The sequence below is a fragment of the Mucilaginibacter sp. genome (assembly GCF_965200995.1).
In the GTDB taxonomy this organism is placed as follows: domain Bacteria; phylum Bacteroidota; class Bacteroidia; order Sphingobacteriales; family Sphingobacteriaceae; genus Mucilaginibacter.
Genome location: NZ_OZ241743.1, coordinates 2344018 through 2360786 on the forward strand (window position 1 = coordinate 2344018; position 16769 = coordinate 2360786).

The 16769-nt window shown below is 46.0% G+C and carries 16 protein-coding genes; 15 read left to right on the forward strand and 1 reads right to left on the reverse strand.

Annotated features, from left to right (window positions below; all coding sequences use genetic code 11):
* Positions 1–391 precede the first annotated feature (391 nt).
* Together aspS and ACY652_RS11010 are read left to right on the forward strand one after the other, a co-directional pair.
* The gene (aspS, locus tag ACY652_RS11005; RefSeq protein ID WP_462264422.1) at positions 392–2137 is read left to right on the forward strand and encodes an aspartate--tRNA ligase; all 1746 of its coding nucleotides are present in this window, start codon (positions 392–394) and stop codon (positions 2135–2137) included.
* 13 nt (positions 2138–2150) lie between these two features.
* Positions 2151–2615, forward strand: coding sequence for an FKBP-type peptidyl-prolyl cis-trans isomerase (locus tag ACY652_RS11010; protein ID WP_462264423.1), 465 nt, complete (start codon positions 2151–2153; stop codon positions 2613–2615).
* Positions 2616–2785: 170 nt separating this feature from the next.
* Here the strand turns inward: ACY652_RS11010 and ACY652_RS11015 are convergent, their stop codons facing one another.
* The gene (locus ACY652_RS11015; protein ID WP_462264424.1) at positions 2786–3544 is read right to left on the reverse strand and encodes an IS5 family transposase; all 759 of its coding nucleotides are present in this window, start codon (positions 3542–3544) and stop codon (positions 2786–2788) included.
* Positions 3545–4023: 479 nt separating this feature from the next.
* On the opposite strand from ACY652_RS11015, the gene ACY652_RS11020 reads away from it, so the two are divergent.
* From ACY652_RS11020 to gmd, 13 genes are all read left to right on the forward strand, one after another.
* Positions 4024–4875: a UDP-2,3-diacylglucosamine diphosphatase gene (locus tag ACY652_RS11020; protein ID WP_462264425.1), complete on the forward strand. Its 852-nt coding sequence runs from the start codon at positions 4024–4026 to the stop codon at positions 4873–4875.
* 158 nt (positions 4876–5033) lie between these two features.
* Positions 5034–6038, forward strand: a complete 1005-nt coding sequence (locus ACY652_RS11025) for a glycosyltransferase family protein (protein WP_462264426.1) — start codon at positions 5034–5036, stop codon at positions 6036–6038.
* Positions 6039–6075: 37 nt separating this feature from the next.
* Positions 6076–7062 carry a DUF6427 family protein gene (locus ACY652_RS11030; RefSeq protein ID WP_462264427.1) on the forward strand — a complete coding sequence of 329 codons (987 nt, stop codon included), beginning with the start codon at positions 6076–6078 and terminating at the stop codon, positions 7060–7062.
* 45 nt (positions 7063–7107) lie between these two features.
* Positions 7108–7800: a phosphoribosylformylglycinamidine synthase subunit PurQ gene (gene purQ / locus ACY652_RS11035; protein ID WP_462264428.1), complete on the forward strand. Its 693-nt coding sequence runs from the start codon at positions 7108–7110 to the stop codon at positions 7798–7800.
* A gap of 6 nt (positions 7801–7806) precedes the next feature.
* A complete protein-coding gene (locus ACY652_RS11040; protein WP_462264429.1) occupies positions 7807–8553 on the forward strand; it encodes a type III pantothenate kinase in 747 nt (248 codons plus the stop codon).
* The gene (locus ACY652_RS11045; RefSeq protein ID WP_462264430.1) at positions 8546–9874 is read left to right on the forward strand and encodes a hypothetical protein; all 1329 of its coding nucleotides are present in this window, start codon (positions 8546–8548) and stop codon (positions 9872–9874) included. Before ACY652_RS11040 ends, ACY652_RS11045 begins: the two co-directional genes overlap by 8 nt.
* Before the next feature lie 8 nt (positions 9875–9882).
* On the forward strand, positions 9883–10455 hold the full coding sequence (gene lptC, locus ACY652_RS11050) for an LPS export ABC transporter periplasmic protein LptC (RefSeq protein ID WP_462264431.1): 573 nt from the start codon (positions 9883–9885) through the stop codon (positions 10453–10455).
* Positions 10456–10559: 104 nt separating this feature from the next.
* Entirely contained in the window at positions 10560–12659 is a 2100-nt protein-coding gene (locus ACY652_RS11055) for a peptidylprolyl isomerase (protein WP_462264432.1), read from the forward strand.
* Positions 12660–12730: 71 nt separating this feature from the next.
* Positions 12731–13246: a DUF2480 family protein gene (locus ACY652_RS11060; protein ID WP_462264433.1), complete on the forward strand. Its 516-nt coding sequence runs from the start codon at positions 12731–12733 to the stop codon at positions 13244–13246.
* 39 nt (positions 13247–13285) lie between these two features.
* Positions 13286–14032 carry a DUF3108 domain-containing protein gene (locus tag ACY652_RS11065; RefSeq protein ID WP_462264434.1) on the forward strand — a complete coding sequence of 249 codons (747 nt, stop codon included), beginning with the start codon at positions 13286–13288 and terminating at the stop codon, positions 14030–14032.
* A gap of 12 nt (positions 14033–14044) precedes the next feature.
* Complete coding sequence (locus ACY652_RS11070; RefSeq protein WP_462264435.1) at positions 14045–14608, forward strand: DUF3109 family protein; 564 nt, start codon at positions 14045–14047, stop codon at positions 14606–14608.
* 56 nt (positions 14609–14664) lie between these two features.
* Complete coding sequence (gene rfbA / locus ACY652_RS11075; protein ID WP_462264436.1) at positions 14665–15543, forward strand: glucose-1-phosphate thymidylyltransferase RfbA; 879 nt, start codon at positions 14665–14667, stop codon at positions 15541–15543.
* Between the two features lie 72 nt (positions 15544–15615).
* Positions 15616–16752, forward strand: coding sequence for a GDP-mannose 4,6-dehydratase (gene gmd, locus ACY652_RS11080; RefSeq protein WP_462264437.1), 1137 nt, complete (start codon positions 15616–15618; stop codon positions 16750–16752).
* Positions 16753–16769: the final 17 nt, after the last annotated feature.

A 16769-nucleotide genomic window follows, 5' to 3' on the forward strand; every position in this document is an offset into this window, starting at 1 on the left:
AAGTCAGGGCCTGCTAAACCGCAGTTGTAAAAAGCGCCTGCTGTTTCCTGCTGACAAAAGTCTGTCAGCGTTCACGGGTGTTCACGGGTGTTCACACCACCGTGAACGTGAACACCTGAATGCTGGGTTCCTATTCTTCACACCGCTTTTGCCGCTGCTAATCTGCAGGTATTTTGCTGACGATTGCAGGTAAAAATTGACAATTATTAGCACTTTATCGACTTTTTAGCGCTGTTTTTGTCTTTTAATGGCCAGTTATTTTCCTTATACCGGTACTGCCGCAGGTCAGAATAATCAACAGGCAGTTGCGCCAACCGGCAATATCCAACTAACCTTATACTGCCCTCGCAAAAAATACTACTTTTGCAAACTTTACTAATTTTAAGCAGCAATGTTAAGAACACATACTTGTGGCGAGTTGAATATGAGCCACTTAGGACAGGAAGTGGTTTTGTGCGGATGGGTACAAAAATCGCGCGATCTGGGCGGCACCACCTTTATTGATGTGCGCGACCGCTACGGCCTTACCCAACTGGTGCTGAATGAGGATACCGATACGCAGCTGCGCGAAAAAAGCCGCAGCCTGGGTCGCGAGTTTGTAATACAGGTAACCGGCAAGGTACTGGAGCGTTTCAACAAGAACCTGAAAATCCCTACCGGCGAAATTGAAATTGCCGTGCAGGAACTGAACATACTGAATGAATCTAAAATCCCGCCCTTCCTGATTGAGGACGATACCGACGGGGGCGAGGAGTTGCGGGCCAAGTACCGTTATTTGGATTTACGCCGTAATCCGCTACGCAACCAGCTGATACTGCGCAGCAAAATTGCCCAGGAAGTGCGCCGCTACCTGAGCGAGCAGGATTTTATCGAGGTAGAAACACCGGTGCTGATCAAATCCACCCCCGAAGGTGCACGCGATTTCGTGGTGCCCAGCCGCATGAATCCAGGTGAGTTTTATGCCCTGCCGCAATCGCCGCAAACCTTTAAGCAGTTATTGATGGTAAGTGGTTTCGACCGTTATTTTCAGATCGTCAAATGCTTCCGCGATGAGGATTTACGGGCCGACCGCCAGCCGGAGTTTACCCAGATTGACTGTGAACTGTCCTTTGTTACCCAGGAAGATATTCTGAACATTTTTGAAGGGTTAACCCGCCACCTGTTTAAGCAGGTAAAAGGTTTGGAGCTGGACAGCTTCCCCCGCATGCAATACGCCGATGCCATGCGCCTGTACGGTTCTGATAAGCCTGACCTGCGCTTCGGGATGCAGTTTGTAGAAATGAACGACTTGGTAAAAGGCAAGAACTTCGGCATATTCGATAACGCTGAACTGGTGGTAGGCATCAACGCCAAAGGCTGCGCCGCTTATACACGCAAACAGGTAGATGAATTAACAGAGTGGCTGAAACGTCCGCAGATTGGCGCAACCGGCTTAATTTATGCCCGTTATAACACCGATGGCAGCATCAAATCATCTGTAGATAAATTTTATAGTGAGGAAGATCTAAAACAATGGGCTGCTGCCTTTAATGCCGAACCCGGCGATTTAATGCTATTGCTGGCCGGCCCTGAGGCCAAAGTGCGCAAGCAGATGAATGAACTGCGCCTGGAAATAGGCGGTCGCTTGGGCTTGCGCAAGAAAGATGATTTTGCCCCGCTTTGGGTTGTTGACTTCCCATTGCTGGAGTGGGATGATGAAACCCAGCGCCGCCACGCCATGCACCATCCGTTTACCTCGCCCAAACCGGAAGATATCCCGATGCTGGATACCGACCCGGATGCGGTACGTGCCAACGCTTATGATTTGGTGATCAACGGTACCGAAATTGGCGGCGGCTCTATCCGTATACATAACCGTGAAGTGCAGTCGCTGATGTTTAGGCATTTGGGTTTTACCGCCGAGGAAGCGCAAAAGCAGTTTGGCTTTTTACTGGATGCTTTTGAGTACGGCGCCCCGCCACATGGCGGCATCGCCTTTGGATTTGACCGCCTTTGCTCTATCTTCGCCGGGCTGGATTCTATCCGCGATGTCATCGCCTTCCCCAAAAATAATTCGGGCCGCGATGTGATGATTGATTCGCCATCTACCATTGCCGATGCCCAGATGAAAGAGTTGAATATTAAAACCACCGTTTAAACGTTATAGCCCCATGAAGAAAATTTTATTGCTGCTTGTTATTTTTGTTACCGCTCTATCAGCCTGCAAAAAAGATAAAGAAGAGAAATTTGATGCCGCCGCCCAGGCCGTAGCTGATGACGCGGCTATACAGACTTACATTTCGGCCAATAATATTAATGCCACCAAAGATGCATCAGGTGTATACTATCAGGTGCTTACAGCGGGTACCGGCACTTATCCTACCAGCACATCAACTGTAAGTGTAAACTATAGCGGTAAACTGCTAAACGGAACTGTATTTGATAGCGGCAGTTTAAATAACTATTCATTATCCGGCCTTATCAAAGGCTGGCAGTATGGTGTACCGCACATTAATAAAGGAGGCCGTATCCTGCTGCTTATTCCTTCAGGATTAGGTTATGGCAATAATGCACAGGGCAGCATACCGGCCAATTCAGTGTTAGTGTTTACCATTGACCTGATTGGCTTTCAATAACCTGGAACTATCTGCCATTCTATATTTCTTACAGCCGGTTTCTTCAGGAGCCGGCTGTTTTTATTATATTAGGGCTTCAACCCAACGGATATGAAGCAACTGTTACTGTTTTTCCATCAACAGCGACGCTCGCCTGACTGGTAAAAAACAGAGCTATACTTAGAGACTGTCTAAAAACGGTTAATCATAATTCTTATAGCGGCAAGTTGGACGATGGCCTGGCTGGTTAGAGTCAGGCGTTCATAGTTTTTTGCGCTTCTACGGTTAGCATCTATCCAGGCAAAGGTACGTTCGACGATCCACCGCTTGGGCAGTATCTTGAAGGTATGCAGTTTGTCGCGCCTGATAATCTGCAAGCTTATCGTAAAGTGCTGTTTAGCCCAGTCTACCAGTTTCCCCCGGTAACCACCATCGGCAAAAAGCAGACGGATGCTTTGCCAGTATTGCTTGAGCTTTTCCATCACCAGCCGGGCGCCGTCTCTATCCTGCACTGAGGCACTATGAACAACTACCGCCAGCACCAGTCCTAAAGTGTCCGTTACGATGTGCCGCTTGATACCCATCACCCGCTTACCTGCATCAAAACCGCGCTCTTGGCTGCTCACTAAAGAAGCCTTAACGCTCTGCGCATCCATAATGCCGGTAGTAGGCTGCTCTTTTCTGCCGCTTTGCTTTCTGGTCTTTTCTACCAGGGCTTCCTGCATGAGTCCAAACAAGCCGTTTTTGTTCCAGACCGAAAAGTAATAGTAAACGATCTTCCAGTTGGGAAAGTCCGAAGGCAGCATCCGCCACTGGCAGCCGGATTTAATCAGGTACAGTATCGCATTCATTACCTCGCGCAAAGCATGCTTCCTGCGGCGTTGCACATCTAAAAACTTTGCAATATATTGCCACTGGCTGTCCGTTAGGTTACTCGGGTAGGTTGTCATACTAATTGGGTTTGTCGTTATTCAAAATTAGTACTTCTTAACCACACCTGCGGACAGCTCTTTTCCCCTTTATAAATGTTCAAATACCGTTTTTAGACAGTCTCTTAGAAATAAAAGGCGTTGTGTAATATTGACGCTTAAGTATTTGATGGTTAACAGGCAGCGCGTTATAGAGGCATACTGAGACTTATTTCTTATACTGCTGTTCTTTCAATCATAGGAATATTGACTATCAATTATATAGTGTAAATGGTTTATAGTCAATATTTAACTATATCTTAATGTCGATTTAATAAGCGCCAATTATATTTGGTAGTAAACAGATACCATGAGGTATGGGTGCCGAATTGCTTTGTCTTTTTATAACCATCATACTGCTTGGGGCTTTCTGCTTAGGTTCGTATGATTTTAATATAAAAGAACGCGAAGATGATATTTAGCGATTATCTGATATACAAGTTATTGGAAACCACAGCTGCATGGCCAAACGCGAAGTAGATATTGTGGTGATTTCCGACGTTCATTTAGGAACTTATGGTTGCCACGCCAAAGAACTGCTGCAATACCTCAAAAGTATCAAGCCTAAAACCGTTATCCTGAACGGGGATATCATCGATATCTGGCAATTCAGCAAATCCTACTGGCCCGGAGCGCACATGAAGGTGGTGCGCCGCCTGCTCAAATTTGTAACCGAAGGCATCCCGGTATATTACCTCACTGGCAACCACGACGAAATGCTGCGCAAGTTTGCCGATTTCAATTTGGGTGCTTTCCGGTTGCTCAACAAATTGCTGCTGGATATTGACGGCAAAAAGGCGTGGATATTTCATGGTGATGTGTTTGATGTAACTATGCAACACTCTAAATGGCTGGCTAAAATGGGCGCAGTAGGCTACGATGCGCTGATTATCCTGAACCGTATGGTAAACTGGGTGCTCATTATGTTGGGCAGACCTAAGCTTAGCTTTTCGCAAAAAATTAAAGGCAGGGTAAAAGAGGCCGTAAAATTCATTAACCACTTTGAGCAAACCGCCGCCGATCTGGCGGTAGCCAAGCGGTACGACTATGTAATCTGCGGTCATATCCATCATGCCGAAATACGTAACATGACCGGTGAAGGGCAGCAGGGGCAGGTGCTTTACCTCAATTCGGGCGATTGGGTGGAAAGCCTTACCGCATTGGAGTATCATCAGGGCGGCTGGAAAATATTCAAATATTGCCCCGAAGACTTTGAAGCCGTTACTGAGGAAGAACCTGCTGCCGATGAGGATTTAGACAGCAAACTGGATGTAAAAGTGCTGCTGGAAAAGTTTAAGGAAGAAGGTATTTGATGTTGTTGTATAGTTGTAACCGGTTGGATTATTTTCCAATGTACTTGATGAGATTGCCGGGCGTAACACCTGCTTTATCTGTTCGGAAATAAATCCTAATCAGCATATAATCGATATCCTGTTTTTCTTCACTAAATTGCTCCCGCAATTTACCGCTTATGAAAATACTGTTCGCTATACAGGGTACGGGCAACGGCCACATCAGCCGGGCGCGCGAAATAGTACCCCTGCTGCAGCAGTACGGTGAACTGGATTTGCTGGTAAGCGGCACCGAAGCTGAAGTATCTTTGCCACACCCGCTCAAGTACCAGAAGCACGGCTTCAGCTTTGTGTTCGGCAAGCGGGGCGGCGTAGATAAATGGGCCACCTATAAGCTCATGAACCTGCCGCAGCTGTGGAAGGATGTGCACAGCCTGCCGCTAAAGCAATATGACCTCATTATTAACGATTTTGAGCCGGTAAGTGCCTGGGCTTGCAGGGTGCAAAAGCTGCCTTCGGTTTCCTTAAGTCACCAGTGTTCCTTTGTGTCGCCCAAAACACCGCGCCCCAACAAGTGGAACTATGCCGAATGGCTGTTCGACTATTATTCGCCCACTACCTACCACGTAGGTTTCCATTTTGAGCGGTACGCTGATTTTATTCATACTCCGGTTATCCGCAGTGATATCCGCCGGTTACAACCTCAAAATTTAGGGCATTATACCGTTTACCTGCCTGCCTACGATGATAAAACACTAATCCGGTATTTAAGCCAGGTGAAAAGTGTGCAGTGGCAGGTGTTTTCCAAGCGGCAAAAAACGCCGTACCAAACCGGCAATGTTCAAGTGTTACCTATCAGTAACGAAGGTTTTAACACCAGTATGGCTAATTGCGAGGGTTTACTTACCGGCGGTGGCTTTGAAGGCCCGGCTGAAGCGCTGTACCTGCAAAAAAAAGTACTAATGATACCCATGAAGGGCCAGTATGAACAGCAGTGTAATGCGCTGGCCGCTTCGCGCATGGGTGTACCGGTTGTTGAGGAAATTAACCCTTACTTTGCTAATCATCTTAACCGCTGGATTGAAGATGATAAACAGATACAGGTCGACTTTCCTGATGAAACGGCTGCCATTGTAGATAAACTGGTAAAGCAGTACGCCCGGTCCCAAGCGGTTTGGGCATAAAGGCTTTTTTAAGCATATTTGCGCCTTGTAATTTGCTATGATCGGTATCTTCCGTACCTATAATCCTTTAACACTCATTTGGCTGGCGCTGCTGCTGTTTGTAATGCGGGTAGGTTACGCTTTCCAACTGCCCGACCAAACCCGTTTTGTATTACTGGAACCCTATGTGCAGAGTGTTATTCCAGTAAATTATCATAACTTTTTATCGCCTGGTGCCAATATGCTGGTGGCAGGCCTGGTTGTATTTGTGCAGGCTGTACTGCTCAATTACATGATTAATGCCTACAACTTGTTAGGCAAGCCTACCTTTCTGCCGGCGCTAATGTACGTTACGGTAACCAGCTTGTTTACACAGTTTCTGATTTTAAGCCCGCCGCTTATTGCTAATTTTTTGCTTATCTGGCTCCTGTTCAAGTTTATTGTGCTTTATAAGGCAGAAGATGCCAAATCCATTAGTTATGATATGGGCTTGCTGGTAGCAACCGGAAGCCTTGTGTATTTCCCTTTTATTTATCTCATTATTGGCGTATGGATTGCCATTGGCATTTTTCGCCCGTTCGACTGGCGCGACTATATGGCCAGCATTATCGGCTTTGCCACCGTATTCTTCTTTTTAGGCGTGTTTTACTATCTTAATAACCGGCTGGGCAGCTTTTACAAGATTTGGCTGCCGCTAAGTACCCCATTTCCTAACCGCATCAAAATAGATTATTATGATTACCTGGTGCTGGTACCGGTAATCGTCATCCTGGTTTTAGGCAGCTTCAAACTGCAGGAGAATTTTTTCCGCAGCTATGTGCTCATCCGTAAAGTGTTTCAGTTGCTGTTCTTTGTATTTTTAATTGGCGGCTTGTCTTTTTATGTGAAAGAGCAATTCAGGCTGAGCCATTTTGTATTATGTACGGTGCCGGTGGCTACTTTCTTTTCCTATTACTTTTTGTATGCGAATAAAAAGTGGGTATACGAGTCGCTGTACGTGATTTTGGTAGGCGCTATAATTTATTTTCAGTTTAACACTTTTTAACTTTTGCATTCGTTGAGGTTGAAGGGCTTATATTAGTTTTGTAATATGAAATTTGGTGTAGTAATCTTTCCGGGCTCCAATTGCGACGAGGACATTATCTATGTGCTCGAAACCATCCTGCACCAGCAGGTGGTGCGCCTGTGGCACAAAGACCATGATTTGCAGGGCGTGGATGCCGTTATCCTGCCAGGCGGCTTCTCGTTTGGCGATTACCTGCGCTCCGGAGCAATAGCCCGCTTTTCGCCTGTTATGACCGAGGTAATTCAATTTGCAGCCAGGGGGGGGTATGTGTTCGGCATCTGCAACGGGTTCCAGATACTGGCAGAGGCAGGCTTGGTACCCGGTGCTTTACTGCACAACAAGCACCGTAAATTTATCTGCAAAAACATCTACCTGCGGCCGCAAACCAACAACTCGCTGCTTACCTCGCAGCTGGATACCGAGCAGGCGCTGAAGATACCGGTGGCCCACGGCGAGGGAAATTACTTTGCCGATACGGATACGCTGAAAGAACTGAATGATAACGATCAGATATTATTCCGCTATTGCGACGAGGCCGGTAACATTACTACAGAAGCCAATCATAACGGCTCCGCCGAAAACATTGCCGGGGTATGTAATGCCGGGCGCAACGTGTTTGGTATGATGCCCCACCCGGAGCGGGCTGCCGATGCACTGCTGGGCAACCAGGACGGGCTTGGTATTTTTGAGTCTATGCTGTCTATCATACAGGCATAAGCAATAATGATCAACCTGGTGGCCGATGCAGGCAACACCCACACCAAGCTGGCCGTATTCAATGAAAATGAATTGCTGCATACGGCCCGGTTTGAAAGTTTAACTACTGCCGAACTGAATGCCTGGGTAGAGGCTTACCAGGTAGACCGCATTATCATATCGTCGGTAAAAATAGCGGTTGACGGCTGGAGGCAGGTATTACAGCCTGCAATACCGGTAGTAGTGTTCAACCGGCAGATGGCGGCCGGCATACAAAACCATTATGGCACACCCGAAACATTGGGTTTGGACCGCCTTGCTGTCGTGATAGGCGCCAGCAAATTATATCCCACCCAAAATGTACTGGTGATTGACGGCGGCACTTGTATCACCTATGATTGGATAGATGCCAACTGTAATTACTATGGCGGCAGTATTTCGCCGGGACTGGAAATGCGTTTCAAGGCCCTGCAGCAATATACGGCAGCTTTGCCGTTGGTTGCTGCCAATGCAGGCCAGCAGGCAGCCTTTGGAACCGATACCACAACTGCCATACGCACCGGCGTACAAAACGGAATTCAATACGAACTGGAAGGATTCATCAGTGCCTTTCAGGAGAAAGCCGGCGGGCAGCTTACTGTGCTGCTAAGCGGCGGCGATAGTATTTTTTTTGATAGCGTGCTGAAAAATAGCATCTTTGCCGGCTCAATTGTGCACGAGCCCTATTTAGTTTTAAAAGGATTAAACGCAGCGATACAAGATTATAATGATTAATTATACCAGACTTTTACTTGTTTTTTTATTTACCGGCATCGCGCTGGGTGCTGCTGCACAAAGTACAGCTACCAATAGTTCGCCCTACTCGCGCTATGGCGTGGGGTTGCTGAATGATCAGGTACTGCCCATCAATCGTGGTATGGGGGGTATTGGGGCAGCTACTAATCAAATTGGCGGTTATAGCACAATTAACCCGCTTAACCCGGCCTCTTACAGTGCATTCGGCCGTTTTACGGTTTTTGAAATTGGTGTAAACAGCAATAATCAGTTTTTAAGTCAGAACGGGGTGAGCGGTAATCAGTCTAACTCCAATTTCAGGTTGAGTCATTTTGCTTTTGGCGCACCGGTAAGCAAGCATTCCGGCCTTAGCTTTGGTTTAACGCCTTACAGCGAAGTGGGGTATAATTATACCAATGCTACTTCCCGCAAATCTACCGGAACAGCGGGGATTACAGATACCGCCTTTAATACGGTGTATTATGGTGATGGCGGTTTAAGTAAGGCCTATTTAGGTTATGGCTTTGGTATTGGTAAACACCTGAAGTTAGGTGCTAATGTATCTTATATTTTTGGTAACCTGCACAATTTCAGCAGTATTGAATTTCCTACCATTACCAGCGCTATCAACAGCCGTGCCGAAGAAAGCCGCGCGATTGGTGGAGTTAATTATGATTATGGCGCGCAATATTCTGTTGATTTTGGTGATGTGAGGCATCTAACGTTTGGATATTCTGCTTCGGGTAGTACCAAATTAAACTCTAAGGAAACTTATGTAGCCAGCCAGTACCTTAATGATGCTACAGGCAACGAGAACGTGGCGCTGGATACGTTGACAAATATTAAGGGGCAGAACGCCAAGTTAACTTTACCGCTTATACAGCATTTTGGTATATCCTTTCAAAACGACCGTAAATTTTTAATTGGCGCCGATTACAGTACCGGCAAGTGGTCAAATTATGCAATAGATGGTGTATCACAGGGTTTGCGCAATAGCGAAAGCTTTAGAGTTGGCGGTCAGATTACACCTAATGTGGATGCTTTGCGCAACTACTTTGCCCGCATGGACTATCGCCTGGGTTTTAAGTATGACAAAACCAACCTGAATGTGCTGGGTACAGATATTAAAGCTTACGCAGCTACCTTTGGATTAGGCTTTCCGCTGCCGCGTAATAACAACGCCTTTTACAAAATCAACTTCTCAGCAGAACTGGGGCAGCGCGGTACCTTGCAGAATAATCTGATAAAGGAAAAGTTTATCAATTTGCACCTCAGCTTCACCCTCAATGATGTGTGGTTTGTGAAATACAGGTTTGATTAATAGCTGAGATGCAAAGGCTGTATGCTGATATAAAATGGGTAATCATCCTGCTCGCCGGCCTGCTTGTAAGTGCATGTGAAAATGATACTAAACAATTACAGCGTATTTCGGCCCAGGAAGGCAGCAAGTCGGTTAGTGAAACTAAAGGTGTGGATATTCTGTACAGCGATTCGGCCCATGTAAAAATGCACCTCGAAACCCCGTTGATGCTGGATTATGCGGTAAAGAAGCCATATTCCCTGATGCCGAAAGGCGTAAAGGGAACATTTTATGATGAAGCCCTGCATCCTACCAGCAATATCGTAGCCGATTCGGCTATCAGCCGCGACAAAGGCAAGCATATCGAACTATATAAAAACGTAGTAGCCACCAGCCAGAAAGGCGATGTGTTTAAATCTGACGAGCTGATTTATGACCAGGCTACGCATAGAGTATATTCTTCGAAGCCGGTAGTAATTACCACGGCTGATGGTAATGTAATCAATGGCGACGGCCTTATTACCAATGAAAAATTCTCCCCCTGGACGGTTTCCAATACTAAAGCTAAATTGTTGGTTAATCAAAACCTTTCGCAGCAATAGCTGTTTTTGAACGCAAATTTTGTATGATAAATTTTTATTAAAAATTGTATCTTGCGCCCTCTTAAAACAAAACTGAAAATTTTATATAGGACAGTATGGGTATAATGAGTTTTTTGCGCGACCGGATGGGCTTGATTTTGGTGATCGTTATCGGGCTTGCGCTGTTTGCATTTATTGCAGGCGAAGTAATTACCTACGGTAAATCATTCATGAACGGCGACCGTAATGCCGTAGGTGAGGTAGCCGGCGAAACACTGGGTTATGATGAGTACCAGAAAAGGATAGCTGCTGCTACGCAGAATTTTATGCAGCAATCCGGCCAAAGCACCCTTACCCCGCAGTTTACCACTTATATACAGGAAAATGCCTGGAATCAATACATCAGCCAGTCTATACTTAACCGCGAGATGGAAAGACTGGGCATCAGCGTAGGAGAAGCTGAAATTAATGCTATTGTGCATACCCCTGACCAGCAACTGATGCAGGCATTCGGCGACCCGAAAACCGGTAAACTGGATGATGCCCGTTTTAACCAGTTCCTGAGCCGGGTAAGCACCGCTAAAAAAGATGACCCAACCTTACAGCAGTGGAATGCCTATATTACGCCGAAGATTGAGCAGCGCAGAGCTGAAAAATATATTTCCCTTGTTCAAAACGGTTTATTTGCCAATGATTTGGATGCCAAAGATGATTATCTGGCTAAAAATAAACTGGTAAACTTTAAGTACATCGCCCTGAATTACTCTTCTTTGCCAGACAGCAAGATAGAGGTAAGCAGCAGTGATTATCAGGAATACTTTGATGCGCACAAAGGGATGTTTAAAAACCAGCAGGAACTGCGCAGCTTTGAGTATGTTGCCTTTAACGGTGCTGCTTCAAAATCAGATACTACGGCTTTAAAAACGCAGATGGGTCAGCTGTCTGCCCGTTTTAAAACTGATACTAACGATTCACTTTTTGTGCAGATCAACGCCGAAACAAAAACGCCGGCAGTTTATCAAAAGAAGGGCCAGCTGGATCCCATGCTGGATTCGGTAATGTTTACCGCCACTAAAGGTTTTGTTTACGGCCCATACGTTTCAAATGGTTCTTACAAAATTGCCAAATTGATAGATGAGCGCGTAGGCCCGGATTCTGTAAAAGCACGTCATATTCTTATCAATCCAACTACCACAGGCGGCGTGGATAAAGCCCGTGCAAAGGCTGACTCGTTGGAAACCTTAATTAAAGGCGGCAAATCATTTGCTGATTTGGCTAAAACATATTCTGAAGATAAAGCCTCAGGCGAAAAGGGCGGTGAGCTGGGTACGTTTGGCCGTGGTGCTATGGTACCTGTATTTGAAGATGCCGTATTTAATGGTGCTAAAGGCGAATATAAAATTGTAACCTCGCAATTCGGTGTGCACCTTATCCAGATTGAAGACCAGAAAGGGTCATCAAAAGTGGTAAAGGTGGCTGTAGTAGATAAGCCAATTACGCCGGGTAATGCTACACAATCGGCTGCTTATAACAAGGCGCAATCTTTTATTGCCGGTGTAAACAGCGATAATTTCGACCAGATAGCTAAAAAGGGGGGCTACGCTATAAAGAAAGCTGCTGATGTAACCGGTACTGCCGCTGCTGTGCCTGGGTTAGACAATGCCCGCGACTTAATACGCTGGGCTTTTAACAAAGCCGGAAAAGGTGATGTATCAGACCAGGTTTATCCTGTAGGTGACCAATATGTGGTAGCCCGCTTAACTGCCATTAAACCGCAGGGCGAATCTAAACTGGAAGATGTGAAAGAGCAGATCAAACCCGAGGTAATTAAAATGCTAAAGGGTAAACAATTGGCAGCCAAACTGCAAACCGCTTTAAACGGTGCTTCAAGCATTGAGCAGGCTGCACAGAAAGCAGGTGTACAAGTAACACCAGTACAAAATGTAGTATCAGCCAACCCGGTAATTCCTGGTACAGGTATTGAATATAAGGTAATAGGTACAGCATTTGGTTCGGCTTTAAATAAGCTATCAAAGCCTGTAGCGGGCGATTATGGCGTTTACGCTTTTACTGTAGAAAGCTTTACCAACCCTGCACCGTTAACCAACACAGTACGTGAGCGTGAGCAATTGCAGGGTGCATTTGTACAGCGTACCGGCAGTCAGGCTTTTGAGGCCCTGAAAGATAAGGCGAATGTAAAAGATTACCGCGCCAAGTTCTTATAGCCAATTTTAAAGTAATTTTGCATCCGGAAACAGCGTTATACCTGTTTCCGGATTTTTTATTTTAAGCTTTTATGGATATTCAGGAAAACATCATTAATAAAGTAGCCCAGAGTAATCTCGTTACGCTTGATCCGGCTGCTTTTTACCCGGCAGGTGAGCGGGTGATTTATGACATAAAGGATAACCTGTATATGGAGCTTATTCTGCGTGAAAAGGATTTTCGTGAATTTGTAAAGCAGCACGACTGGGCGCAATATGAAGGTAAAAATGTGGGGGTCACCTGTACAGCCGATGCTATTGTACCGGCCTGGGCCTATATGCTGCTGGCCAACCGGCTGGCGCCTTATGCCCGCGAGGTGGTATTTGGTGATGCCGGCGTGCTGGAAACTGTATTGTTCGAAAAAGAATTGGCCAAAGCCGATTTTGAGCAATACCGTAACCAGCGTATTGTGTTAAAGGGTTGCGGTGATACGCCGGTACCTACTTCTGCTTATGTAGAGCTTACCAAAAGGTTAACCCCGGTTGCCAAAAGCCTGATGTTTGGCGAGCCTTGTTCAACAGTGCCTATCTATAAACGTAAAGACTGAATGATAAGGCTGTACACCTATAGTTTATTCCTGCTGTTGATGGCAGGAATAAACAGATTGGCAGCACAGGAACTGGTGAAAAAGCAGGAGCCTGTTTTTCAGGCTGGCGAACAACTGAGCTATCGCTTAAAGTATGGCTTATTAACCGCAGCTGAGGTGCATTTGCGGGTTGAGGAATCGGATACACGCTTTGAAGGCCATCCGGCATATCATATTATTGCCGATGGCCAGACTGCCGGCAGCTTCGACGTGTTTTATAAAGTGCGCAACCGTTATGAAACCTGGATTGATAAAACTACATTGTTGCCTTACCAATATGCCGAAAACCGTCATGAAGGCAGCTGGAAACACAGTGATAAGGTAACCTTTGACCGTAAGAGCAATAAAGTAACCAATAAGAATGGTACCTACCCGCTTGATGGGCAGGTGTTTGATTTTCCGTCGGCTTATTTTTTTGCCCGTACATTGGATGTTTCAAAAATGCGTATCGGGCAAAATTTTAATTTAGCGTATTTTTTAGATGGCAGTACCCATACGCTGGGTATCACCTACATGGGTAAGGAGCAGGTAAGTTGCAGCTTAGGTAAATTCAACTGTCTTAAATTTAATCCTACCATTCTACCGGGCCGCATTTTCAAAGAGAAAAGTAAGCTGTATTTATGGATTACCGATGATGAGAACCGCATACCGGTAAAAGCGCATGTAGAGGTGGTGGTAGGCAGCCTTACCATGGAATTAACCAGTGCCAAAGGCTTGAAATATCCGTTAATCCCCTTACATAAATAATTATTACAAAAGATGATTGAGGTTGGAAGCGTGCTGGTGCATGAAGATGTGGTTACCGAAAACTTTGTATGCAACCTGAACCGCTGCAAAGGCGCCTGCTGTTTGGAAGGCGATTCTGGTGCCCCGCTTAACTATGATGAACTGGGCATCCTGAAAGAAATTTATCCCAAGGTAAAACCTTATATGACGGACAAGGGAATTGCCACCGTAGAACGCGAAGGTACCCATGTTACCGATTTTGAAGGCGATTATACCACCCCCTGCGTAGATACCAACAAGGAATGCGCTTATGTAACCTGGGAAAACGGCATTACCAAGTGCGCTATCGAAAAAGCCTGGGAGAATGGCGATGTAAGCTGGCGCAAGCCCATCAGTTGCAATTTATACCCCATCCGCATTACTACTTATCCCGAATTTGATGTGTTGCATTATGACCGCTGGCACATTTGCAGCCCGGCGTGTGCCTTTGGCGATGAACTAAAAGTACATGTGCATGAATTTTTAAAAGAGCCGCTTATCCGTAAATATGGTGCCGCCTGGTACCAGGAGCTGGAGGAAACACTGGCCGGTATTTAATTCTTTTTGCTACTTTAGTACTGTTTTAATCAACGTTCACCCTAAAAACCTCTGTTTTGAAAGGAATTATCTTGGCCGGCGGTTCCGGCACGCGTTTGCACCCGCTTACTTTAGCAGTAAGCAAGCAACTGATGCCGGTATATGACAAGCCGATGATTTACTACCCGTTATCGGTATTGATGCTGGCCGGTATACGCGAAATCCTGATTATCTCTACACCGCATGATATGCCGCAGTTTAAGAAGCTGCTGGGCGATGGTTCGCGCATTGGCTGCCGCTTTGAGTATGCTATCCAGGAGAAGCCGGATGGGCTGGCGCAGGCTTTTATTATCGGGGCTGATTTTATTGGCACCGATAAAGTAGCCTTAGTGCTGGGCGATAACATATTTTATGGCGATGGCCTCTCGCACTTGTTGCAGGAAAGCAGCAACCCCGATGGCGGTATTGTATTCGCTTATCAAGTATCAGACCCGGAGCGTTATGGAGTGGTAGCGTTTGACGAGCATAAAAATGTAATTTCAATTGAGGAGAAGCCGGAGGAGCCGAAATCAGACTATGCCGTACCAGGATTGTATTTTTATGATAATGAGGTAATTAACATTGCCAAAAGCATCAAGCCATCTCCCCGCGGCGAATATGAGATTACCGATATCAATAAAGCTTACCTTGAACAAGGCAAATTGAAGGTGGGTATCCTGAGCAGGGGCACCGCCTGGTTAGATACCGGCACTTTTGCTTCTCTAATGCAGGCTGGTCAGTTTGTGCAGGTAATTGAAGAGCGGCAGGGCATAAAAATCGCCTGTATCGAAGAAATTGCTTACCGCATGGGCTTTATTGATGCTGCACAACTGCAGGCTATTGCTGCGCCGCTGGTAAAGAGCGGCTACGGCGAATTTTTAATGAAGGTTTTAAAAAGGAAAAAAGAATCCTTCTGAACCTGTTTATCGTATTTGTACAAATATTAAATAGTTTTGTACCCTGGCCGGGCACAAAGCCCGGCAGCCAATATGAAAAAAGCTTTAATTACAGGGATTACCGGTCAGGATGGCGCTTACTTAGCCGAATTTTTACTAAAAAAGGGATACGAGGTGCACGGCCTTAAACGCCGGTCCTCCTTATTTAACACTGACCGTATTGATCATCTGTATCATGATCCGCATGAGCCGAATGTAAAATTCAAACTGCATTACGGCGATCTCACCGATTCTACCAACCTGATTCGCATTGTTCAGGAAATACAGCCCGACGAAATTTACAATTTGGCCGCACAGAGCCATGTAAAAGTGAGTTTTGAAACACCCGAGTATACGGCCAATGCCGATGGTATAGGCGTACTGCGCATACTGGAAGCTGTACGTATACTGGGGCTGCAGCACAAAACCCGTATCTATCAGGCATCAACTTCCGAACTGTATGGCTTGGTGCAGGCGGTGCCGCAATCAGAAGCTACACCATTTTATCCGCGCTCTCCGTACGCGGTAGCTAAAATGTATGGTTACTGGATTGTGGTAAACTACCGCGAGGCTTATGGTATGTATGCCTGTAATGGCATCTTGTTTAACCATGAAAGCCCGGTGCGCGGCGAAACCTTTGTTACCCGCAAAATTACACGTGCCGCTGCCAAAATTGCTTTAGGGCTGCAAAACTGCATGTATATGGGCAATCTGTCGGCACAGCGCGACTGGGGCCATGCCAAGGATTATGTAGAAGCTATGTGGCTGATGCTGCAACAGGATAAGCCGGAAGACTTTGTGATTGCCACCGGCGTAACCACTACCGTGCGTGATTTTATCAGGTTATCTTTTGCTGAGCTGGGCATTGAAATAGAATTTAGCGGTAGGGATGAGCAGGAGCGGGGTGTAATTATTGATACCGATACCGATCGTTTGCAGGAATTGGGCATTGATGTCGCTAACCTTAAGTTCGGGCAAACCGTAGTAAGGATAGATCCTAAATATTACCGGCCTACCGAAGTAGAATTGTTAATTGGCGATGCTACCAAAGCCTACGAAAAAATGGGTTGGGTACCTAAATACGACTTGAAATCATTGATTGCCGACATGATGAGTGCCGATTTGCACCTGATGCAAAAAGACGAGTACTTGCGTAAAGGCGGCTTTACCACACTTAACTATTTTGAATAGTTAGCTTATCTTAATCT

What these genes read in the sequence shown, in the direction of transcription:
- aspS (WP_462264422.1), top strand. Translation starts at nt 392, where the DNA reads ATGTTAAGAACACATACTTGTGGCGAGTTGAATATGAGCCACTTAGGA.
- ACY652_RS11010 (WP_462264423.1), top strand. Translation starts at nt 2,151, where the DNA reads ATGAAGAAAATTTTATTGCTGCTTGTTATTTTTGTTACCGCTCTATCA.
- ACY652_RS11015 (WP_462264424.1), bottom strand. Translation starts at nt 3,544, where the DNA reads ATGACAACCTACCCGAGTAACCTAACGGACAGCCAGTGGCAATATATT.
- ACY652_RS11020 (WP_462264425.1), top strand. Translation starts at nt 4,024, where the DNA reads ATGGCCAAACGCGAAGTAGATATTGTGGTGATTTCCGACGTTCATTTA.
- ACY652_RS11025 (WP_462264426.1), top strand. Translation starts at nt 5,034, where the DNA reads ATGAAAATACTGTTCGCTATACAGGGTACGGGCAACGGCCACATCAGC.
- ACY652_RS11030 (WP_462264427.1), top strand. Translation starts at nt 6,076, where the DNA reads ATGATCGGTATCTTCCGTACCTATAATCCTTTAACACTCATTTGGCTG.
- purQ (WP_462264428.1), top strand. Translation starts at nt 7,108, where the DNA reads ATGAAATTTGGTGTAGTAATCTTTCCGGGCTCCAATTGCGACGAGGAC.
- ACY652_RS11040 (WP_462264429.1), top strand. Translation starts at nt 7,807, where the DNA reads ATGATCAACCTGGTGGCCGATGCAGGCAACACCCACACCAAGCTGGCC.
- ACY652_RS11045 (WP_462264430.1), top strand. Translation starts at nt 8,546, where the DNA reads ATGATTAATTATACCAGACTTTTACTTGTTTTTTTATTTACCGGCATC.
- lptC (WP_462264431.1), top strand. Translation starts at nt 9,883, where the DNA reads ATGCAAAGGCTGTATGCTGATATAAAATGGGTAATCATCCTGCTCGCC.
- ACY652_RS11055 (WP_462264432.1), top strand. Translation starts at nt 10,560, where the DNA reads ATGAGTTTTTTGCGCGACCGGATGGGCTTGATTTTGGTGATCGTTATC.
- ACY652_RS11060 (WP_462264433.1), top strand. Translation starts at nt 12,731, where the DNA reads ATGGATATTCAGGAAAACATCATTAATAAAGTAGCCCAGAGTAATCTC.
- ACY652_RS11065 (WP_462264434.1), top strand. Translation starts at nt 13,286, where the DNA reads ATGGCAGGAATAAACAGATTGGCAGCACAGGAACTGGTGAAAAAGCAG.
- ACY652_RS11070 (WP_462264435.1), top strand. Translation starts at nt 14,045, where the DNA reads ATGATTGAGGTTGGAAGCGTGCTGGTGCATGAAGATGTGGTTACCGAA.
- gmd (WP_462264437.1), top strand. Translation starts at nt 15,616, where the DNA reads ATGAAAAAAGCTTTAATTACAGGGATTACCGGTCAGGATGGCGCTTAC.